The organism is Synechococcus sp. W65.1 (genome assembly GCF_047461615.1).
Lineage (GTDB): Bacteria > Cyanobacteriota > Cyanobacteriia > Thermostichales > Thermostichaceae > Thermostichus.
Genome location: NZ_JANSHI010000008.1, coordinates 37362 through 56618, shown reverse-complemented (window position 1 = coordinate 56618; position 19257 = coordinate 37362). Strand labels below are relative to the sequence as shown.

The 19257-nt window shown below is 61.3% G+C and carries 20 protein-coding genes; 10 read left to right on the top strand and 10 right to left on the bottom strand.

Features of this window, described 5'->3' with window-relative positions; translation table 11 throughout:
- Nucleotides 1-20: 20 nt before the first annotated feature.
- Together btpA and NW806_RS06075 are read left to right on the top strand one after the other, a co-directional pair.
- The gene (gene btpA / locus NW806_RS06080) at nucleotides 21-911 is read left to right on the top strand and encodes a photosystem I biogenesis protein BtpA (RefSeq protein WP_414406263.1); all 891 of its coding nucleotides are present in this window, start codon (nucleotides 21-23) and stop codon (nucleotides 909-911) included.
- A gap of 19 nt (nucleotides 912-930) precedes the next feature.
- On the top strand, nucleotides 931-2019 hold the full coding sequence (locus NW806_RS06075) for a diguanylate cyclase (RefSeq protein WP_414410403.1): 1089 nt from the start codon (nucleotides 931-933) through the stop codon (nucleotides 2017-2019).
- Nucleotides 2020-2025: 6 nt separating this feature from the next.
- Here the strand turns inward: NW806_RS06075 and NW806_RS06070 are convergent, their stop codons facing one another.
- The 6 genes from NW806_RS06070 to NW806_RS06045 form a co-directional block, all read right to left on the bottom strand.
- Complete coding sequence (locus NW806_RS06070) at nucleotides 2026-3651, bottom strand: peptide chain release factor 3 (RefSeq protein WP_414410402.1); 1626 nt, start codon at nucleotides 3649-3651, stop codon at nucleotides 2026-2028.
- Between the two features lie 55 nt (nucleotides 3652-3706).
- Nucleotides 3707-4891 carry a pyridoxal phosphate-dependent aminotransferase gene (locus NW806_RS06065; RefSeq protein WP_414395767.1) on the bottom strand — a complete coding sequence of 395 codons (1185 nt, stop codon included), beginning with the start codon at nucleotides 4889-4891 and terminating at the stop codon, nucleotides 3707-3709.
- A gap of 42 nt (nucleotides 4892-4933) precedes the next feature.
- Complete coding sequence (locus tag NW806_RS06060; protein ID WP_414395766.1) at nucleotides 4934-5494, bottom strand: hypothetical protein; 561 nt, start codon at nucleotides 5492-5494, stop codon at nucleotides 4934-4936.
- Nucleotides 5495-5582: 88 nt separating this feature from the next.
- Nucleotides 5583-6242: a DUF2232 domain-containing protein gene (locus NW806_RS06055; RefSeq protein ID WP_414406259.1), complete on the bottom strand. Its 660-nt coding sequence runs from the start codon at nucleotides 6240-6242 to the stop codon at nucleotides 5583-5585.
- 36 nt (nucleotides 6243-6278) lie between these two features.
- Nucleotides 6279-6563: an RNA-binding S4 domain-containing protein gene (locus NW806_RS06050; RefSeq protein WP_414410401.1), complete on the bottom strand. Its 285-nt coding sequence runs from the start codon at nucleotides 6561-6563 to the stop codon at nucleotides 6279-6281.
- A 63-nt stretch (nucleotides 6564-6626) separates the two neighbouring features.
- The gene (locus NW806_RS06045) at nucleotides 6627-7685 is read right to left on the bottom strand and encodes a serine hydrolase (protein WP_414410400.1); all 1059 of its coding nucleotides are present in this window, start codon (nucleotides 7683-7685) and stop codon (nucleotides 6627-6629) included.
- Between the two features lie 248 nt (nucleotides 7686-7933).
- Between NW806_RS06045 and NW806_RS06040 the strand changes: the two genes are divergently transcribed.
- Genes NW806_RS06040 through NW806_RS06030 form a run of 3 tightly spaced genes read left to right on the top strand, consistent with a single transcriptional unit; the run spans nucleotide 7934 to nucleotide 9648 of the window.
- Nucleotides 7934-8161 (top strand): hypothetical protein, encoded by a 228-nt coding sequence (locus tag NW806_RS06040; protein ID WP_414410399.1) that lies wholly within the window; start codon nucleotides 7934-7936, stop codon nucleotides 8159-8161.
- 1 nt (nucleotide 8162) lies between these two features.
- Nucleotides 8163-9344 (top strand): A/G-specific adenine glycosylase, encoded by a 1182-nt coding sequence (gene mutY / locus NW806_RS06035; RefSeq protein WP_414410398.1) that lies wholly within the window; start codon nucleotides 8163-8165, stop codon nucleotides 9342-9344.
- A 28-nt stretch (nucleotides 9345-9372) separates the two neighbouring features.
- Nucleotides 9373-9648: a hypothetical protein gene (locus tag NW806_RS06030; protein WP_414410397.1), complete on the top strand. Its 276-nt coding sequence runs from the start codon at nucleotides 9373-9375 to the stop codon at nucleotides 9646-9648.
- Between the two features lie 25 nt (nucleotides 9649-9673).
- On the opposite strand, the gene folD is transcribed toward NW806_RS06030, so the two are convergent.
- The 3 genes from folD to xseA form a co-directional block, all read right to left on the bottom strand.
- Nucleotides 9674-10543: a bifunctional methylenetetrahydrofolate dehydrogenase/methenyltetrahydrofolate cyclohydrolase FolD gene (folD, locus tag NW806_RS06025; RefSeq protein WP_414410396.1), complete on the bottom strand. Its 870-nt coding sequence runs from the start codon at nucleotides 10541-10543 to the stop codon at nucleotides 9674-9676.
- A 106-nt stretch (nucleotides 10544-10649) separates the two neighbouring features.
- Nucleotides 10650-10889 carry an exodeoxyribonuclease VII small subunit gene (gene xseB / locus NW806_RS06020; protein WP_414395752.1) on the bottom strand — a complete coding sequence of 80 codons (240 nt, stop codon included), beginning with the start codon at nucleotides 10887-10889 and terminating at the stop codon, nucleotides 10650-10652.
- Nucleotides 10870-12159 (bottom strand): exodeoxyribonuclease VII large subunit, encoded by a 1290-nt coding sequence (gene xseA / locus NW806_RS06015; RefSeq protein WP_414410395.1) that lies wholly within the window; start codon nucleotides 12157-12159, stop codon nucleotides 10870-10872. The genes xseB and xseA overlap by 20 nt, the downstream gene beginning before the upstream one ends.
- A 73-nt stretch (nucleotides 12160-12232) precedes the next feature.
- Between xseA and NW806_RS06010 the strand changes: the two genes are divergently transcribed.
- From NW806_RS06010 to mraY, 5 genes are all read left to right on the top strand, one after another.
- Nucleotides 12233-13384 (top strand): AI-2E family transporter, encoded by a 1152-nt coding sequence (locus NW806_RS06010; protein ID WP_414410394.1) that lies wholly within the window; start codon nucleotides 12233-12235, stop codon nucleotides 13382-13384.
- A gap of 88 nt (nucleotides 13385-13472) precedes the next feature.
- Nucleotides 13473-13847, top strand: coding sequence for a DUF1257 domain-containing protein (locus tag NW806_RS06005; RefSeq protein WP_414395746.1), 375 nt, complete (start codon nucleotides 13473-13475; stop codon nucleotides 13845-13847).
- A gap of 18 nt (nucleotides 13848-13865) precedes the next feature.
- Entirely contained in the window at nucleotides 13866-14969 is a 1104-nt protein-coding gene (locus tag NW806_RS06000; protein ID WP_414410393.1) for a pentapeptide repeat-containing protein, read from the top strand.
- A gap of 99 nt (nucleotides 14970-15068) precedes the next feature.
- Nucleotides 15069-17444, top strand: a complete 2376-nt coding sequence (locus tag NW806_RS05995; RefSeq protein WP_414410392.1) for a phosphoketolase — start codon at nucleotides 15069-15071, stop codon at nucleotides 17442-17444.
- Between the two features lie 102 nt (nucleotides 17445-17546).
- Nucleotides 17547-18623, top strand: coding sequence for a phospho-N-acetylmuramoyl-pentapeptide-transferase (mraY, locus tag NW806_RS05990; protein WP_414410443.1), 1077 nt, complete (start codon nucleotides 17547-17549; stop codon nucleotides 18621-18623).
- Between the two features lie 6 nt (nucleotides 18624-18629).
- Here mraY and NW806_RS05985 read toward each other — a convergent pair whose 3' ends face one another.
- On the bottom strand, nucleotides 18630-19145 hold the full coding sequence (locus NW806_RS05985) for a hypothetical protein (RefSeq protein WP_414410391.1): 516 nt from the start codon (nucleotides 19143-19145) through the stop codon (nucleotides 18630-18632).
- Between the last annotated feature and the right edge of the window lie 112 nt (nucleotides 19146-19257).

Here is a 19257-nt window from a genome sequence, read left to right as displayed (position 1 = left end):
ATCCCCAAGGGAGCCTGCCGGTGAGCCTGCTGCAACACCTTTTCAAAACTTCCCATCCCGTTATCGGAGTGGTCCATCTGTTGCCGCTGCCCACCTCCCCCCGTTGGGGCGGCAACCTGGAGCAGGTTATTGCCCAAGCGGAACAGGCCGCCACGGCCTTGGCTGCAGGGGGCGTTCACGGGATCCTGGTCGAGAACTTCTACGATGCCCCTTTTGCCAAGGATCAGGTAGACGCGGCGGTGGTGAGCGCCATGACGGTAGTTGTCCAGCGGATTAAGACGTTGGTCTCCCTGCCCATCGGGATCAACGTCCTGCGCAACGATGGCTGTAGCGCTCTAGCCATTGCCGCCTGTGTGGGAGCGCAGTTTATCCGCGTCAACATCCTCTGCGGGGCAATGGTGACCGACCAGGGCCTCATCGAGGGGAATGCCTACCGCTTGCTGCGCTACCGCCGCGAGCTGGGGGCCCAAGACATTAAAATCTTCGCCGATGTGCTGGTGAAGCACGCCCAGCCTCTCGGCCCCATTAGCCTTGAGGCGGCTATCCTGGATACAGTGGAGCGAGGACTTGCCGATGCCATCATTGTCTCCGGCGAGGCGACCGGCAAGCCGCCTCTTTTGGAAGATCTCAAGCTAGCCCGCCAAGTTGCTCCTCAGGTACCCCTTCTCATTGGCTCAGGGGCCACCGCTGAGAACATTGGTACCCTCATCCAGCACGCCGATGGAGTGATCGTGGCCAGTTCCCTCAAGCGGCTGGCTCGTTCTGGGGGTATGCTGACAGGCCATGCAGAGCTTTTCCCCCTCATTGACCCCATTCGGGTGCGGGAATTTGTAGAGGCGTTGCAGCAGGCGGTAGGGGAGGGCCCCCCTGCCTCTACCTACTTAGCCACCCCTACTTCTAGTTGTAGCTAGACTTTGGGGGTTTCTCCTCATGCTGCCGTCTGACTACAGGGGCGGGGATTCTTCTAGTCCAGTACCTGAGTCCCTGGAGGAGAAGGCGTGGAGCCAGCTTAAGGATCAGGTTCCCCGCCTTTGGGTCGTCGACGACAATTCGGTGACTCGCTGCTCCGTGGGCGAGGTTCTCAAAGCCTGTGGCTACCAGGTGGAAACCTGGGAAGATGGCCAGATGGCCTGGGAGCAGCTGCAGGCGCTCGACGAAAGCCAGTGGCCGGATATGGTGATCTGCGATTGGGTGATGCCCAAGCTGTCAGGGCTGGATTTCTGTCGCCGTCTCAAGGGAACCACCGCTGGCCAGTTTGTCTACTTCATTTTCCTCACGGCCCGCTCTGAACTCAAGGATTGCCTTCAGGGGTTGGAGGCGGGGGCAGATGAGTTTATCGCTAAGCCGGTGGCTCCTGAGGAACTGCGGGCACGGGTGCAGGCAGGGCTGCGTTTACAGCGGCTTGTCCAAGCTTTGGCTCAGGCCAACCGCCAACTGCAAGCCCGCAACGAGCTGTTGGAGTCTCTGGCTTTGACGGATCCCTTGACTGGAGCCTTGAACCGCCGCGCCCTTGACCAGGCACTGCCCCGTTTGCTGCAGCAGGTGGGGCCGCAAGGGAAAGCCCGCTACCGCTACCTCTGCCTATTGATGCTGGATGTGGATCACTTCAAGCAGATCAACGACACCTACGGCCACTTCATCGGCGACTGCGTTCTCCAGGCCATTGTTGAACGGCTGCAGCAGCACCTCCGCCCCTCCAGCCTGCTCTACCGCTACGGCGGGGAGGAATTTGTCTGCGTTACCCCTGGTCTAAGCCCCTCGCGCTGTCAACGGTATGCTGAGTCGCTGCGCCAGGCTATCGCCAGCCGTCCCGTTGAGGTTTCACCCCGTCGCAGACTGCCCGTAACCATTAGCATTGGCGGGGTCGTGATTAGCGAAGATCACCCCCTGCCGCCAGAGGTTGCCCTCCAGCAAGCCGATGAGGCCCTCTACCAAGCCAAACGGGCAGGACGCAACCGGCTGCAGCTTTTCTGGCCACCAGCACCCTTTTCGGGGAATGCGCCGGAGGAGGTCCTCTGAGGGGCTTTACGGGCTGCTGTTAGCTTCTAGGCTGAGATCGGCAGTGGGAGCAATTTTGCTGAGCTTAATCTTGGGATTGCTACTGACAAATTGCTGCAGAGTCCATTCATTCTTAAAGAGCAGAACCGGCCTATCCTGAACATCCTTGACAATCAGAGTGTTAAACAGACTGGGAAGATCCCGAAGAGCCTCCCAGCCGTTTTCTACCCAGCGAGCCAGCGTGTAGGGCAGCATCTCCAGGCGGGTTTCAACGTTGTATTCATGTTCCAGGCGGTACTGCAGCACCTCAAACTGCAACTGGCCCACCGCGGCCACGATTGGATCCCGTTTGGATTCGTCAAGGGAGTACATAATTTGCACCGCCCCTTCTTCCCGCAGCTCTGACACCCCTTTCTGAAACTGTTTAAATTTGGAGGGGTTGGGATTTTTGAGATAGGCAAAAAGCTCCGGGGAAAAGCTTGGGATCCCGGCGTAGCGCAGCTTTGGGCCAGTGTAGAGCGTATCCCCAATTGTAAAGAGGCCAGGGTTATTTAGGCCAATCACATCCCCAGGGTAAGCTTCGTCAATGGAGATGCGCTCTTGAGCAAACAATTTCTGGGGGTAGGATAGGCGGATTGGGCGGTTGAGGCGGGCATGGTTGACCACCATGTCTTTCTCGAACTTGCCGGAGCAGATGCGCACAAAAGCAATGCGATCCCGGTGGCGGGGATCCATATTGGCCTGCAGCTTAAAGACAAAGCCTGTGAACTCAGGATACTCTGGAGAAATCAGCCCAGCCGTACTTTCGTGGGGCATTGGCGGCAGGGAGTACTCCAAAAACGCATTGAGAAACAGCTCCACCCCAAAATTGGTCATGGCGCTGCCGAAAAAGACAGGAGTTTGTTTCCCAGCATGAACCTGTTTGAGATCCAAACTGGGCATAAGGCCATCCAGGATCTCCAATTCTTCCTTAAATCGGTAGTAGAGATCTTTTTCGATTAGGTCTTCCACTTGGGGATCCCCGAGTTTAATAACTGTATCTTTGACTCGTAGCCGTCCCCCGGAGACTCGCTCAAAGAAGTGAAACTCGTGAGTGCGTCGGTCAAACAAAGCTGTGAAGCGCTCCCCTGAGCCAATGGGCCAGGTAACAGGATAGGGCTTAAGGCCCAGCTCGCTCTCGATTTCGTCCATGAGCTCGAGGGGATCCCGGCTGGGGCGATCCATCTTGTTGATGAAGGTAAAAATCGGCAGCCGCCGCATTTGACAGACTTCAAACAACTTGCGGGTTTGGGGTTCTAGCCCTTTGCCGGCATCTTCTAGCATCACGGCGTTGTCCACTGCCGCCAGGGTTCGGTAGGTGTCTTCGCTAAAGTCCTGGTGGCCAGGGGTATCGAGGAGGTTGAGGCGAAAGTCGCGATAGTCAAATTGGAGCACCGTCGAGGTGATGGAGATACCCCGCTGTCTTTCCAGTTCCATCCAGTCGGAGGTAACCCGCTTTTGAGCGCGGCGGGCCTTCACGGCTCCAGCCTCCTGAATGGCTCCTCCGTACAGCAACAGCTTTTCCGTAAGGGTGGTCTTTCCAGCATCAGGGTGGGAGATGATGGCAAAAGTGCGCCGCTGCTGGATGGCTTTGGCCAGGTCTACTTCCTTCATCGTCAAGAAGCTCCTCTAGGTCAACCAGGGCGCTGGCAGCATCCAGTTTCCCGCCTTAGAGGGAGGAGAGAAAGCGGTGCAGTCGCTCCAGACCTTTTTCCAGGGTGACGCGGTCGGCGGCGTAGGAGAGGCGAATACAGTGATCGGCTCCGAAGGCCACCCCTGGCACGGCAGCTACATGGTGCTCTTTGAGCAGCCGTTGGCAGAACTCCACCGAGCTCAAGCCGGTCTGGCTGATGTTGAGAAAGATGTAAAATGCGCCCTCTGGCTCCGGACAGCTTACCTTTGGCAGGGTGCGGATCCCCTCCAGCATCAGATCCCGCCGCCGCCAGAACTCTTGGCGCATCTTTTCTACCGCTGGCGCTGAAAGGGGGCTGGTGAGGGCCTCTAGGGCACCGTATTGGGCAAAGGTGCAGACGTTGGAGGTGCTGTGGCTTTGCAGGCTGATGGCCGCCTCGACGATGGGCTTTGGCCCTGCCAAGTAGCCGATGCGCCAGCCGGTCATGGCATAAGCTTTGGCAAAGCCGCTGCTAAGGATAGTGCGCGGCAGCAGCTCTGGAGAAAGGGATCCCAGGCTGAGGTGGCGAGCTTCGCCGTAGACGAGCTTCTCGTAGATCTCGTCGCAGACCACGTAGAGATGGGGAACTGAGAGGATCACCTCCGCCAGCGCCTCCAGCTCGTGCCGGTGATAGACAGCGCCGGTGGGGTTGGCTGGCGAGTTAAGAATGAGCAACTTGCTGCGGGGGGTGAGGGCCTGACGTAGCTGGTCGGCAGTGAGCTTGAAGCCCTGGGCCTCTTGGGTCTGAACCCGCACCACTTGAGCGCCTGCCAGAGCCACCATTTCGGGATAGCTGACCCAGTAGGGGACGGGCAGGATGACCTCATCCCCTGGATCCAGCAGCACCATGGCCAGGTTAAACAGGGTTTGCTTGCCGCCGTTGCTAATCAAGATCTGCTCGGGGCTATAGTCCAGGCCGTTTTCCCGACGCAGCTTGTCGGCTACCGCCTGGCGCAAGGCGGGGATCCCAGCGGTGGGGCCGTAGCGGGTCTTGCCTTCCTGCAGGGCGCGAATGGCAGCCGCCCGAATATGTTCAGGGGTGTCAAAGTCCGGCTCGCCGGCGCTCAGGATACAGACGTCCAGACCCTCTGCCTGCATGGCTTTGGCCAGGGCCGAGATCGACAGCGTTGCCGAAGGGGAAAGGCGGGCAACCCGTTGGGACAAGCCAGCAGCAGACACCATCAGTTAGGGATCCTGGGGTACAGTTGGGCTAGTTCTCAGCACCTAGGCTACGGCTGTCAAGAGGCGGCTGCCATCCACCAGCAGCAGCTTGTGACCTTCCCGCTCCGCCAGCAGATCCCAGAACTCCCCCGCTGTAGCCCCTGGCAAAAACCCTTCCAGGCGTAGCCGCAGGGGGGGAAATTGTTTGCTCCCCTGAGGCTTGCGCCGCACTGCTACCCAGATGTAGCCTTCGTGGGGCTCGACAACGCCGCGAATGTTAAAGCCTTCCTCCGCATCTTCAGGGGCAGGCAAAAAAGGCTCATCTTCTGCCGCTGGGTCTTGCTCCTCCTCTGGCAGAGCCAGGATGCGGATGACGCTTAGGCCCAGAGTGCCCCCCGAGCGCGGCTGGGGCTGCACGTAGTACCAGTAGGTGCGGCCGCTCTCAATACAGTGGGTAAAAGGGCGCAGCAGCCCGGCGCGGCCAGGGGTGGCTGGGTACTCCACGCCATCGCTGGCAACCAGCGTCGCCTGGGCATAGGTCTTCGGGATTGGCTTCAGGGATCCCTTAATCAAGCCCAGCGCGCGGAACTGGTAGGGGTGGGCAGGGGGGGGAATAGGGTTCATAGGGCCTAGGCAACGAAGGCAGAGCCTCTAGGTCTCAATCTAACTTTAATCTTATGGCGATAGCCTCCCCAAGAAGTATAGGAGGCTGCTAGTCCAGCAAAAATTGCACCCACTTTGGCGGCGGTGGCAGCGGACAGCGGAAGTGCTCCATGACCAAGGCTGCCACCAAATGCACAGTAAATGCATAGACAAGGGAGTTAAAGGCAATAAACCCTAGGACCACCACCTGAACCATCCAAGGTTCCGCCACCCAGTACAGGCCGAATCGGCCCAGAGACACGTCCAGCAGCCAGTTGGTCAGGCCAGTGAGCTGGATGGTGAGATAGATCCAGAGGTTTTCTCCCAGCAGCAGCGAGGAGAGCAGCAATTGGAAAACCAGACCAAAAGTGCTGAGGGCAGCGCCGCTGACCACCGAGAGATACCAGGAGAGGCGTTGCCGCCACAGGCAGGCACACCAATAGCCTAGAAGGCCGTAGGGAATGACATAGAGGATACTGCGGGTGGGCCCCATCAGCACCGTCAGCAGCAAGGCGGAGACCCCCAGCGCCATGGCCCCAGTGCGGGGATCCCAGCGCATCACGGCCAGTGCCACCGGGATAGGGAAAAACAGGCGCATAAGCGGGGCCAGCGGCGTGTAGCTCAAGATCCAGATCAAAGCGGCAGTGCTGGCCAAGAAAGCCGTCTCCACCACCCTCAACGCAGGAGAAGGGGGTGGCGAGGGGGGTAAAGGGGGAGAATCACCCTGCACAGGAGGCTCAGCTAGGAAAAGACATCTGTTCCCAGCTTAGGCCAGCAGTGGCCGAGTTGGCGGAGTGGGATCTTGGCGCCAGGCGCAAGCTCTGGCACCCTCCCAGCGCACCTGCCAAACTTGGCCTGCCACCGTCACTGCATCCCCTGGGCGCAACTTGCGCCCCCGCCGGGTTTCCACCTCGCCGTTGACGCGCACCTGCCCCGCCTGGATGAGCTGCTTAGCCCGCCCGCCGGTGGGGACAACTCCCGTGAGCTTGAGAAATTGACCCAGCTTAATGTAGGGATCTCCCCCTCCAGAAGCTCGAGCCGTTGTGGCCATAGCGTTCTTGCTTGTCGGCTAATTCCATTCTCAGGCGCTCTGCTGGCAAGGTGCTGAGATGGCCTAGGGCTGCAAAGCTGAGGTCGCCGGAGCTTCTACAGTCGACCAGAACTCGTAGGCGGCCTGGGAGAGTTTGGCAATCAGCTCCTCCGCTCTGGGATCGTTGGGGGTTTCCCGCTTCACCCACACCGCCGCTATGTAACGCCGCCCGTTGGGCAGGTCGAGGATCCCGGCATCTCCGACCACCGAGCTGAGGGTTCCCGTCTTGTGGGCAATGCGCACTTCTGGGTCTAGGCCAGGGCGAAAGTAGGAGGGCCGCTGCGTGCGCCAGAGGATGTCCAAAAAGCGGTCGCGGCTGCGGCGACTAAGCAGGCGCCCCTGCTCCACTTGGCTGAGCAGCCAGACCATATCGCGCGGGCTACTGGTGTTGGCGCCCTCTAGATCTGGCAGCCATTGAGAAATCTGCGTGTGTTGCAGCCCCCACTGGCGAAACTTTTGGTTGAGGGCTTCTCGACCGCCCAGGCGATCCAGGATCAAGTTGGCGGCAAAGTTATCGCTGACGGTGCTCATGAGGGTGGCTGCCTCAAGAGCAGAGACCTGGGATCCCAGAGGACGGGTTTGCAAAAGGCCGGCTCCCCCCCCCTTGAGCTCTTCCCGCAGCGTTAGCTTTTCATCTAGCCGCACCTGCCCAGTGTCCACTGCCTGCAAAAAGGCTAGGAGAATCGGGATCTTGAGGACACTAGCAGCAGGAAAAACCTGATCCGGCCTCACCCCCGCAAAGGCGCCAGTTTCCACCTCCCAAAACAAGGCTCCCACCGTCAGGCCCGGCTGGTCGGCCAGGGCAGCTAAGCGCTCCTGCAAAGCAGGGATTTCCTCTCCTTTGAGGAAGTCTGTGGGCAAGGCAGGGGGGGGATCCCCAGATCCTGCTGCCACCTGCTCTGTCCGGGGAGGGGCGGTGGATTGCAGCAGGCGCGACAGGCCAGCCATCGTCAGACCCAGAATTAGGCTGAAGCCCAAGCCCCTGAGCAGCACCTCCTTAAAAGCCCTGGGCCGGCGTAGGCGAGAGGGACGAGTTGCCCGTTGGCGCACTCGGGCAAGGGCCTTTTGGCGAGAAAGGCGCAAGAGGGATCCCGCAGCAGGTAGCAGACGCTCAGAAGCAAGGTGTTGATGAAGCCCTGCCTGCCGGGATCTTTCTGGAGCTGAGCTGCTGCCTCTTCCCTCCCTTCCCCTAGCCATGCCTGCCCCAACGCCACTCTTTTGGCCAATAATGGCAACTTGCCTCCGGAACCTCAGTTTAACAAAGCACCCCCTGGCCAACCCAGCCATAGCCGGGGGGAACCTGCCCCGGTGTAGAGTCGGAGGGGGGCTAGTTGGCTATCCTGAAAGTAGGCTCTTGGGAAAAACTTTCCAGCTCCTGCGCTTGGTTCCCCACCCCACCGCTGGAGCTGGGGGAGGCGACGATGGCTAACTACAACCGCGGCATTATGCAGTTCAAGGGGGCGGATAGCCCCATTGTGGTGCTGATCTCGGCCAGCGTTGTGGCGGGAGTCGTCTCGGCCTTGATCTGGTGGGCCCTGCACTTTGCCTACGCAGCTTGAGATGCCATCTCAGCAACCCGAGGAAGTGGAGGTAGAGGCGGCAACCGTCGACGGGCAACGGCTGGGCTGGGAAGAGGCAGTTCAGCAGCGCCTGAGGCGTTCTTTGCTGCAGTGGTACCGCAAGGAAGGCCGGGATCTGCCCTGGCGGCGCACCCGAGATCCCTACGCCATCTGGGTAGCGGAAGTGATGCTGCAACAGACCCAGGTGGCTACCGTGATCCCCTACTTCCAGCGCTGGATGGAGGCTTTGCCCGGGATCCCCGACTTGGCGGCAGCCTCCCAAGAGCAGGTGCTGAAATTGTGGGAAGGCCTGGGCTACTACCGGCGGGCGCTAAATCTGCACAAAGCCGCTCAAATCCTGATGCGGGAACACGGAGGGCAGTTTCCCCGCAACCTGCAGCAGGTGCTGGCGCTGCCAGGGATCGGGCGCACAACGGCTGGGGGCATTCTCAGCGCTGCCTTTGACCTACCCCTGCCGATTTTAGAAGGGAACGTCAAGCGGGTGTTGGCTCGCCTGGTGGCTTTGCCCCAGCCACCAAGTCGCTGCCTGCCTCTCTTGTGGCGGCTTTCGCAGCAATTACTGGATCCCGAGCAGCCCCGCACCTTTAACCAGGCTCTGATGGACTTGGGCGCTACTGTCTGCCGGCCCAGGCGGCCTCGCTGTGGTCAGTGCCCTTGGCAGGCCGATTGCGCCGCTTACCATCGAGGTCAACAGCACCACCTGCCTATGGCTGAACCCCGTCCCTTGCGCCCTCACAAACAGATTGCGGTGGCCATTGTCCTGCGGGAGAACGAGATCCTCATCGATCGGCGCCCGGAAAGCTCGATGCTCAGCGGCCTGTGGGAGTTCCCCGGTGGCAAGATCGAGCCGGGAGAAACCCCTGCGGAGTGTGTGGTGCGGGAAGTGAAAGAGGAAGTGGGCATTGACATCGCCGTGGTAGCGCCGCTAGCCACCGTTGAGCATGCCTACACCCATTTCACCATCACCCTCATGGCTTTTATCTGCCGCTATTTGGGCGGAGAAGCTCAGCCTTTACAATGCAGTGAAGTCCGCTGGGTCAAACCGGCAGAGCTGTCGCAGTTTCCTTTTCCAGCAGCTAACCAAAAGCTATTTCCCTACCTGTACACTTGGCTAGAAGAACACGGGCTTTGCCAGGAGCCCAAAAGATCTTTGCCAGGATGATACCTAATCGCTGCAGTGAGGCGCGGATATGCTGGTCACTTTGGAGAAAGCAGGGGAGATTCTCGCCAAGGGATCCCATACGGCCATTCCGACCACCGATGGCAAGGTTGCTCTGGTGCCCAAGGGAAAAGAAGACCTCAAGCTAACAGCTGCCGAAGCCATTAACTTGATGTTTTACGTCGTTCGCTCCACTGACCCCCCGGAAAAGGTGATGGTGCAACTGCAGGAAGCTGTGGCCAAGGCACAAGCCCCCGATCCCGCCGAAGAGCGCGCCAGAAGATATCGGGAAATTCGCGGCGTCTAGCCGGAGGGGGCGCACGCATTTTGGCCTAGAGGCGGCTGCGCAGTTTGTAGCTCTCTAGAGTGTTGGCCAGCAGCATGGTTACCGTCATCGGCCCCACGCCACCCGGTACGGGTGTGATGGCGGCAGCCCGCTCTTTGACTGCCTCGTAGTCCACATCTCCCACCAACTGCTCCGACCCGTCAGGGCCTTGGATGCGGTTAATGCCTACATCGACGACCACGGCCCCTGGCTTTACCATTTCTGCCTTGAGCAGGCGGGGACGCCCCACCGCCATGACCACAATGTCGGCACTGCGGGTTACTTCGGCCAAGTTGGGTGTGCGGGAGTGGGCCATGGTAACCGTGGCGTCGGCGGCCAGCAACATCAAGCTCAAGGGCTTGCCCACCAGAAGGCTGCGGCCGACCACCACCGCTTTTCGTCCGGCAACCGGGATCCCTTCTGCCTCCAGCAGGCGCATCACGCCTAATGGGGTACAACTGCGCAGGCCGGGCTCGCCGCGCACCAGCCGGCCCAGGTTGAGAGGGTGGAGGCCGTCCACGTCCTTGGCAGGATCGATGGCTAGAAGAGGCGGGATGGGATCCCAGCCAGGGGGCAGCGGCAGTTGCACCAGGATGCCATCGACGCGCTCGTCCCGGTTGAGTTGGGCAATGGTGTCGAGCAGATGGGCGGGGGAGTCCTGGGCGGAAAAATGGCGACCAAAGGAGGCGATGCCCACCCGCTCACAGGCCCGCTCTTTGCCGCGCACGTAGGCAGCACTGGCAGGATCCTCTCCAACTCGCAGCACTGCCAACCCTGGGGGGCGCCCCACCCGCGGGAGCCAAGCTTGCACTTGGGCAGCCATCTCGGCTTGCAGGCGAGCAGCTAAGGCTTTGCCATCCAAGATCTTGGCAGCCATGGAGGGCGCCCCACGAGGTCTTGACAACTTGACTATCTTCAGGAGCTCGGCTCCCTTCGTCAAGCCTTGCTGCCGTCGAGAACCAGCAGCACGGGCATTTATGTCCCTAGAACTCGCGCAGCTCTTCTTCGTCGTCGGGTCCTAGCTGCTCAATGATGATCTCCACTTGCTGCCGTTTTTCCTCCAAAAACTCGGCGCAGCGCTTTAGGGTTTGGGCGGCCTGCTGGAAGCGCTCCACCACCTCCTCCAGATCCAGCTCCCCCGATTCAATCTGGGCAATCAAACTTTCTACTTCGGCAATGGCTGCCTCGTAGCGCCAGGGATCCTCACGTTTGCGGCGGCTCATGGCTCTCCTCCACTCGAACCCAGAAGCTTCCCCCGGCCAGCTCTATGCACAGGCGAGTCTGAGGCGGCAGGCAGGGGTTGCGGACGAGAGATCCCCGCTCGTCGCGCACGAGGGCGTAGCCCCGCCGGAGGACGGCCGCGGGATCGAGGGCTTGGAGGTGCTGCTGGAGAGCTTGGTGGCGCTGTTGTTGCTCTTGAAGGCGATGGCGCACGGCCTGAACTAGGCGCTGTTGCCGTTGCAGCAGGTGCTTCTGGGCCTGGTGCAGCAGCCGCTCGGGATGAATTTGGAGCAGACGGTGGTGGGCATGGTGCAGGCGCTCCTGGGCCTTCTCCAAAACCTGCAGGGTGCAGGTGACCAGCCGCTGCCGGAGCTGGGATCCCTGGCGCTGCAATTCCCGCAGATCCGGCACAACCCGTTCGGCTGCCGCTGTGGGGGTGTGGGCCGCATAGTCAGCGGCGTAGTCCGCCAAGGTCTCATCCCGCTGGTGGCCGATCCCAGTTACCACCGGAATGCGGCATTCGGCAATGGCCCGCACCACCCGTTCATCGTTAAAGCAGGCCAAATCCTCGCCGGCTCCGCCTCCCCGGGCAATCAGCAGCACCTCCGCTCGCCCATCCCGTTCCACCCGGCGAATGGCCCGCACAATGGACTCAGGGGCCGCTTCCCCTTGCACTTGAGCTGGCGAAAACAGCACCCGCAGCCCCGGGTAGCGCTGGTTGAGGGTGCGGCGGATATCTCCCCAGCCAGCGGCGTCGGGAGAGCTGACGACAGCAATGCACTGAGGGTGGGTGGGCAGAGGCCGCTGGTTGTCGAACAGGCCTTCGGCGGCCAGGCGGGCCTTGAGCTGCTGGAATCTCCACGCTAGGAGGCCTTCCCCTGCTGGCAGCAGTTGCCAGATGACCAGGCGGTAGTAGCTGCCGCCGCTGTAGATGCCAACTTGCCCCAGCGCCAGCACCTGTTGACCCACTTTTGGCCAGAAGCTGAGCCGGGCCGTCTGACTTTGCCACACAACCCCCCTGAGGACGTCGCCGCTTTCTGGATCCACCAGGGTCAGGAACAGGTGGCCCGTGTGGTTGCGCTGACAACTGGAGACTTCTCCAACCACCCACAGCCGGGTCAAATAGGGATCCCCGCCCAGCAGCGACTTGAGGTAGCGGGACACTCCCCCAACCGAGAGGAGGGGAACTTCCTCGCCCAGCAGGGACTCTATCACCTCCTCCAGGTTACTGCGGTTAGCCAGAGCCCTTGCTTGTGGATCGGGATTCGGCATACGCAGCTCCCGAATACCGCTGGGAATGTCCGAGACCCCATCTAGAATAGGCGACGACAAACCAAGGGAGGAGGTGGCTGCGGTGACTTTTGCCCATTGGCTGGGGCTGGGGGCGCTGCTGGGCCTGTTGGCGCTGCTCTGGCAGATTCGACAGATCCTGCTGCTGGTGTTTGCAGCCATCGTCCTGGCAGTAGCCTTGGATACTCTAGCCCAGATTCCCCAGCGCTACGGCTTTCGCCGCGGCCCCTCCCTTCTCATCACGGGCTTGACGGTTTTGGTGGGCGCGGTCTTGGTGGGGCTCATCGTGGTGCCGCCTCTACTGGAGCAGTTGCGCCGGCTGTTGACCGACGTGGTGCCTGCGGGGATTGTGCAGGCACAGCGGCTGTTTGAGAGCCTAATCCTCTTGCTGCCGACCGACCTTGAGCTGCCGACGCTGCGGGAGTTGGCCAATAGTCTTGTGCCCCAGGCCACCGAATTGGTGCGCCAGGTGCGCGACTTTTTCTCCCAGTCCTTCACTGCTTTCTTTGCCACCCTGCTCAACTTCTTGTTTGTGATCATCCTCACCATCTTGCTGCTGGTGGATCCCCCGGCCTACAGCCGCGCCTTTGTTTCCGTTTTCCCGGCCTTCTACCGCCCCCGCGTTCGCTACATCCTCAAGCGCTGCGAGCTGGTGCTGCGGGGCTGGCTGGTGGGGATCTTGTTTACCAGCACCTTGGTGATGGTGCTAAGCGGCATTGGCCTCTGGATTTTGGGTGTGCCCCTGATCCTAGCCAACGCGGTGCTAGCGGGCCTGTTTAACTTCATCCCCAACATTGGCCCCACCCTGAGCGTGGTTGCCCCAATGCTGGTGGCCCTCACCGACGCCCCCTGGAAGTCCCTAGCAGTGCTAGGGCTGTACATCTTCATCCAGCAGCTTGAAAGCAGCGTCTTTACCCCGCTTGTCATGTCGCGCCAGGTGTCGCTTTTGCCCGCCTTGACGCTGATAGCTCAAATCACCTCGGCCTTTTTCTTCGGGGTGCTGGGCCTATTCTTGGCCGTGCCCTTGGCGGCCATCCTGCAGGTGTGGATCCAGGAGGTGCTGATTCGAGATGTGCTGGATCCCTGGCGAGGCCCACGAGCCCGCCCCTTGCTCCTGTCTGAGCTGGGAAGGGATGGGAGCTCGCCCTCCCGGCAGCCGGAGAGAACAGATCCCAGGCTGCTCCCCCCATCGGGCGGAGAGGTTTAAAGCGTCAAGCTCCTTAACATTTGTCCTAGAACCGCAAAAGCGCTCCTATAGTGAGGATCCCCCTCTCCGTGTTGGGATGGGAAGCGCCATGTCCCACTTCACCACCCTGCAAGTGCAGATTAAAGATGCCGAGCTGCTGGAAGAAACCCTGAAGGAATTGGGCTACAGCGTGGAGCGGAACGCCAGCCTGCGGGGCTACCTCTGGAACCGCACCCACGCCGACTTGGTGATCCGGCAAAAGAACGGCTTCGACATTGGCTTTCGCCGCAAGGGGGATCACTACGAGCTGGTGGCCGATCTCTGGGGAGCCGGCATCGATCCCCAGACGTTCCTAGCGCCGATTTTGCAGCGCTACGCCTACAAAAGCCTGCTGCGCTCGGCCCAGCAACAGGGCTATGCCATCGAGGCGGAAGAGCGCCTGGAAGATGGCACTATCCGCGTGGTGGTGGGGCGCTGGGTGTAACTGAGCCCACCTCCGCCGATGAACAGCAATCCTCAGCCAGCGGTGGGGTCTAGCCCTCGCCCTTGGGATCTGGTGTTGGGAGGACAAGCTGCCGCCAGCGGTGCCCCGCCTTACGCCTTGGTCTTAGGGGGTCTTGAGGGGGCGCGGCGGCGGCTCACTCGGGGTGAGGAGGCGGTGCGTCTAGCCACCTTGCCCCAGTTGCTGCAGTACGGGCCGGCAGGTCTAGCGGAGCTAGTAGCAGCCCTGGCCGGCAACAGCTCCTGGGCAGTGCGCTTGGCGGCGTGGCGGCTGCTCTCCCAGCTCGAGCAACCCGAGGCAGAGGAAGCGTGTCGGACCTACAGCCCCTTTCGGCCGGTGGGAGGAGCGCAGGGGGTAATCGTGGCCTATCGGCGCGGGGAGCGAGACTTTGCCTACGCCGACTTGGAGGGAGTGGATCTGCAGGAGGCACGGCTGGGGGGTGCCAACTTCTACGAAGCCAATTTGAGAAAGGCTAACCTGCGCCTTTGCAACTTTAACGGCGCCCACCTGCGCCAAGCGGATCTGCGCCAAGCCAATTTGCAAGGGGCCAAGCTCAGTGGCGCCCTCCTAGAAGGAGCGGATCTGCGGGGAGCCGACCTGAGGGGGGTAAAAGTCAGTGGCACCAGCCTGCGCGGATCCCAGCTTTCAGACGCCACCCACTTGGAGGAGCGGCTGCGTCACATCTGGCAGTTGCAAAACTGGGGGGGAGAGGGGCAGGATCTGGCCGGCCAAGACCTCAGCAAAGCTGACCTGCGGGAGCTGGTGCTGCGGCAAATTTGTCTAAGGGGAGCCAACCTCAAGGGGGCGGATCTGCGCGGATCCAACCTGGAGGAAGCGGATCTGCGGGGGGCCAATTTGCAGCGGGCAGATCTCCGGGGGGCCAACTTGCAGAATGCCGACCTAGAGGGGGCTGATCTCCGCGGCGCCGAGCTGCGCCAGGCCCAGTTGCAGGGAGCTAACTTGCGCCGCGCCGACCTCAGCGGGGCTAATTTGGAGCAAGCCAACCTAGAAGGCGCCCAGATCGAGGGCCTCAAGCACAGCGGCGCCCGGATTGCCGGCCTGATCTTCCCCGACGGCACCCCCCTCAAGCCTTGGTGGTGGTAGGCCGACCCTTCCTCCCAAATCCAAAGGAATCCCAAGATCCCCTCGCCCTTCTCCAAACCTAGCTCACCATGGGAGTAGAGATACCTAGGGGGTGGAGCTATGGTTTTGGCAGAACAGCTCTCGAGAAAACCGCTCACCGACGAGGAACTGCGCAAGATCGACGCCTACTGGCGGGCTGCCAACTACTTGTCAGTGGGGCAGATCTACTTGATGGACAATCCGCTGCTGCGGGAGCCCTTGAAGCCAGAACACGTGAAGCCGCGCCTACTAGGGCACTGGGGCACTACTCCAGGGCTGAACTTTATTTACGTGCACCTCAACCGCATCATCAAGCGGGAAAACCTCAACGTCCTCTACATCACCGGCCCCGGCCACGGCGGCCCTGCCCTAGTGGCCAACACCTACTTGGAAGGCACCTACAGCGAGGTGTACCCCAACATCACCCAGGATGTCGAAGGTCTGCGCAAGCTCTTTAAGCAGTTCTCCTTCCCCGGCGGCGTGCCCAGCCATGCGGCTCCGGAAACCCCCGGCTCCATCCATGAGGGGGGGGAACTGGGCTATGCCCTAGCCCACGCCTTTGGGGCAGCCTTTGACAACCCCGATCTGCTGGTGGCCTGTGTGGTAGGGGATGGAGAAGCGGAAACCGGCCCTCTAGCTGCCTCCTGGCACTCCAACAAGTTTCTCAACCCCATCCGCGACGGGGCGGTGCTGCCCATTCTCCACCTCAACGGCTACAAGATTGCCAACCCCACCATCCTGGGCCGCCTCAGCCGCGAAGAGCTGCAAAGCCTGTTTGTGGGCTACGGCTACAAGCCTTACTTCGTGGAGGGCTCCGAGCCGGCAGAAATGCACCAGTTGATGGCCGCCACCCTCGACACCGTTATCCATGAAATCCAAGAAATCCAGCACTATGCCCGCAGCAAGGGGGATCCTACCCGTCCGCAGTGGCCGATGCTCATCCTGCGCACCCCCAAAGGTTGGACTGGCCCCAAAGAGGTGGACGGCAAAAAGGTAGAGGACTTCTGGCGCTCCCACCAGGTACCGCTGGCGGATCTGGCCCAAAAGCCGGAGCACCTCAAGATCCTGGAAGAATGGCTGCGCAGCTACAGGCCAGAAGAGCTCTTCGACGAAAACGGCCGCCTGCTCCCCGAGCTGCAGGAGCTAGCTCCCAAGGGGGAAAAGCGCATGGGCGCCACTCCCTATGCCAACGGCGGCTTGCTGACGCGGGAGCTGAGGATGCCAGATTTCCGCCGCTACGCCGTAGACGTCCCGCGCCCTGGCACCACGGAAGCCGAGGCCACCAAGGTGCTGGGGCAATTCTTGCGGGATGTGATGAAGCTCAACCCCCACAACTTCCGCCTCTTTGGCCCTGACGAGACCGCTTCCAACCGGCTGGATGCCGTGTTTGAGGCCAGTGACCGCACCTGGGTGGCCCCTACCTACGACTACGACGAGTACCTCTCCCCCGATGGGCGGGTTATGGAGATCCTGAGCGAGCACGTCTGTCAGGGCTGGCTGGAGGGCTACCTGTTGACCGGTCGCCACGGCTTCTTCTCCTGCTACGAGGCCTTCATTCACCTGGTGGACTCGATGTTTAACCAACATGCCAAGTGGCTGAAAACCTCCCGGCACATCCCCTGGCGGCGGCCCATCCCTTCCCTCAACTACCTGCTGACTTCCCACGTGTGGCGGCAGGATCACAACGGCTTCAGCCACCAGGATCCCGGCTTTCTGGATCACGTGGTCAACAAGAAAGCCGATGTTATCCGCGTCTACCTGCCCCCCGATGCCAACACCCTGCTCTCGGTGGCGGATCACTGCCTGCGCAGTCGCCACTACGTCAATGTCATCGTGGCGGGGAAACAGCCGGCTCTGCAGTACCTGGACATGGATGCCGCCATCAAGCACTGCACTCAGGGCTTGGGGATCTGGGAGTGGGCCAGCAACGACCAAGGCTCCGAGCCGGATGTGGTCATGGCCTGCTGCGGCGATGTGCCGACGATGGAGACCCTGGCGGCGGTGGACTTCTTGCGGCAGCACCTGCCGGACATCAAGATCCGGGTGGTGAACGTGGTAAACCTGATGAAGCTGCAGCCGCCCAGCGAACACCCCCACGGCATCAGCGACAAGGAGTTTGTCAGCATCTTCACCCCCGACAAGCCCATCGTGTTTGCCTTCCACGGCTATCCTTGGCTGATTCACCGCCTCACCTACCGCCGCCCCAACCACCACAACCTCCACGTGCGCGGCTACAAGGAGGAAGGCACCACCACCACTCCCTTCGACATGTGCGTCCTCAACCAGGTGGATCGCTTTAACCTGGCCAACGATGTATTGGAGCGGGTGGAGCGCTTCAAATACCGGCGGGATCACCTCCAGCAGCTCATTCGGGACAAGCTGGTGGAGCACAAGCAGTACATCTGCAAGTACGGCGAGGATTTGCCAGAGGTGCGCAACTGGAAGTGGCCCTACTAGGGGATCCCCCTCTGAGCCGCGGGCAAGCTAGAGTTTTCTTGAGCTCTGCCTGCTAGAGTTTTCCCAAGCTTGGAGATTGAGGGTGTGAGGGGTTTAGAAAAGATGGAGGGGGATACCCTTTCCCGACTGGAGGTGGAGGAGGCGGACTGGGGCGGGGCGGCGCTCTCCCTAGTTCTGGGCCTAGCGCTCTCGGCCTTGGTGATGGGAAGCCAGCCCCAGGTGCTTCTTCCCTTTGGGCTGAGCGTGCTGGGATCGGCGGTGCTGGGATCCCTGCTTCTTCCGCTCTTGCGGCGCTGGAAGGCAGGGCAGGTCATCCGCGAGGAGGGACCCCAGTCCCACTACAAAAAAGCGGGCACGCCAACCATGGGCGGCCTTAGCTTTTTGCCAGTGGGGCTGCTGGTAGCCGGGAGCTGGAGCGACTGGGATCCCCAGTGGCTGGCGGTGGCCCTCCTGACCCTGGCCTACACCTTGGTTGGCTGGCTGGACGATTGGCTGGTCATCCGGCAGCGCTCCAACAAGGGGTTGCCCCCCCAATCGAAGCTTTTGCTCCAGGTGGGGATTGGCCTGGTTTTCTGTGGCTACCTGGCTTGGCAAGGGATCCCAACGGTTCTCACGCTTCCGGGAATAGGCTCCCTCTCCCTAGGCGGGCTGTTTTGGCCGCTGGCTTTGTTTGTGCTGGTGGGCACCAACAACGCCGTCAACCTTGCCGACGGCATGGACGGCCTGGCCGCAGGGGTGGTGGCCCTTGTCTTGGCAGGGCTGGGGCTGACGGCAACGGATCCCGTTTTGGCGCTCCTAGCCTTTGCCTTGAGCGGCGCCTGTCTGGGCTTTCTGGTGCACAACCACCATCGGGCCCGCCTGTTTATGGGGGATACCGGCTCCCTAGGCCTGGGGGGCGCTCTGGCGGGGCTGGCGCTGCTGGGAGATCAGCTCTGGGCTCTGGCCTGGATGGGCGGGATATTGGTGGCGGAGGCGCTGTCGGTAATCCTACAGGTGGGCTACTTCCAATACACCAAACGCAAGACCGGCCAAGGCCAACGGCTGCTGCGCATGTCTCCTCTCCACCACCACCTGGAGTTGGGGGGCTGGTCGGAGGTGCAGGTGGTGGGGTGCTTCTACGGGCTAACAGCGCTATTGGTGGGGGTGGGCTGGCTCTGCTGGCAGGGGTCTGGAGGGTGAGCCTCTCTAGGGCTGCAAGATCATCGACCAGGAGCCGCTTGCCTCATCCCAAAAAGGCGCCAGCGACTCTCCCACCACATTTGGGCCCCAGTAGCGGCGGGTTCCATCTAGGGTAAAAGCCACCACAACATCGCCGGGGCCAATCTGCAGCGGCTCCTCCCCTAAGCTCAGCAGCAAACCCTGGCTGCCTCCTTCGCCAGGGGCAAAATCCCAGTGAGCCGTTTCGGGGTTGGTCAGCCGACTGCTGCTGCGCAACAAGATCACTAAGCGAATGGGGTGGGGAGTGCGGTTGCCAACCCGAAAGGGGCCAGTGCGAACCGATTTCGAGGTTAGGACAGAGGTCTCCCCCTGCCTAGACGAACTGGGCGGGGATGTGGCAATTAGGGGAGCTGCAATCCCCCTAGGAACAGCCAGACTCCAAACCAGGGCAGCAGCCAAGCCCAAGGATCCCCGCCGTACGCTAGCCGGCAATGACCTGCCGGTCACTTGGGCAAAGGGCTTTGAGAGGGCGGGAATGGCCATCAGAATTCCTGCCAGCAGGAAGGCTAGGTGTCGGATGGAGAGCGCTACCTCCCCAACTGCTCTCGGGCGGCGTTGCCCTAGGGGGTAGCACGTCTATTCTCTTCATATTCTC

What these genes read in the sequence shown, in the direction of transcription:
- NW806_RS06075 (WP_414410403.1), top strand. Translation starts at nt 931, where the DNA reads ATGCTGCCGTCTGACTACAGGGGCGGGGATTCTTCTAGTCCAGTACCT.
- NW806_RS06070 (WP_414410402.1), bottom strand. Translation starts at nt 3,651, where the DNA reads ATGAAGGAAGTAGACCTGGCCAAAGCCATCCAGCAGCGGCGCACTTTT.
- NW806_RS06065 (WP_414395767.1), bottom strand. Translation starts at nt 4,891, where the DNA reads ATGGTGTCTGCTGCTGGCTTGTCCCAACGGGTTGCCCGCCTTTCCCCT.
- NW806_RS06060 (WP_414395766.1), bottom strand. Translation starts at nt 5,494, where the DNA reads ATGAACCCTATTCCCCCCCCTGCCCACCCCTACCAGTTCCGCGCGCTG.
- NW806_RS06050 (WP_414410401.1), bottom strand. Translation starts at nt 6,563, where the DNA reads ATGGCCACAACGGCTCGAGCTTCTGGAGGGGGAGATCCCTACATTAAG.
- mutY (WP_414410398.1), top strand. Translation starts at nt 8,163, where the DNA reads ATGCCATCTCAGCAACCCGAGGAAGTGGAGGTAGAGGCGGCAACCGTC.
- NW806_RS06030 (WP_414410397.1), top strand. Translation starts at nt 9,373, where the DNA reads ATGCTGGTCACTTTGGAGAAAGCAGGGGAGATTCTCGCCAAGGGATCC.
- folD (WP_414410396.1), bottom strand. Translation starts at nt 10,543, where the DNA reads ATGGCTGCCAAGATCTTGGATGGCAAAGCCTTAGCTGCTCGCCTGCAA.
- xseB (WP_414395752.1), bottom strand. Translation starts at nt 10,889, where the DNA reads ATGAGCCGCCGCAAACGTGAGGATCCCTGGCGCTACGAGGCAGCCATT.
- xseA (WP_414410395.1), bottom strand. Translation starts at nt 12,159, where the DNA reads ATGCCGAATCCCGATCCACAAGCAAGGGCTCTGGCTAACCGCAGTAAC.
- NW806_RS06005 (WP_414395746.1), top strand. Translation starts at nt 13,473, where the DNA reads ATGTCCCACTTCACCACCCTGCAAGTGCAGATTAAAGATGCCGAGCTG.
- NW806_RS06000 (WP_414410393.1), top strand. Translation starts at nt 13,866, where the DNA reads ATGAACAGCAATCCTCAGCCAGCGGTGGGGTCTAGCCCTCGCCCTTGG.
- NW806_RS05995 (WP_414410392.1), top strand. Translation starts at nt 15,069, where the DNA reads ATGGTTTTGGCAGAACAGCTCTCGAGAAAACCGCTCACCGACGAGGAA.
- mraY (WP_414410443.1), top strand. Translation starts at nt 17,547, where the DNA reads ATGGAGGGGGATACCCTTTCCCGACTGGAGGTGGAGGAGGCGGACTGG.
- NW806_RS05985 (WP_414410391.1), bottom strand. Translation starts at nt 19,145, where the DNA reads ATGGCCATTCCCGCCCTCTCAAAGCCCTTTGCCCAAGTGACCGGCAGG.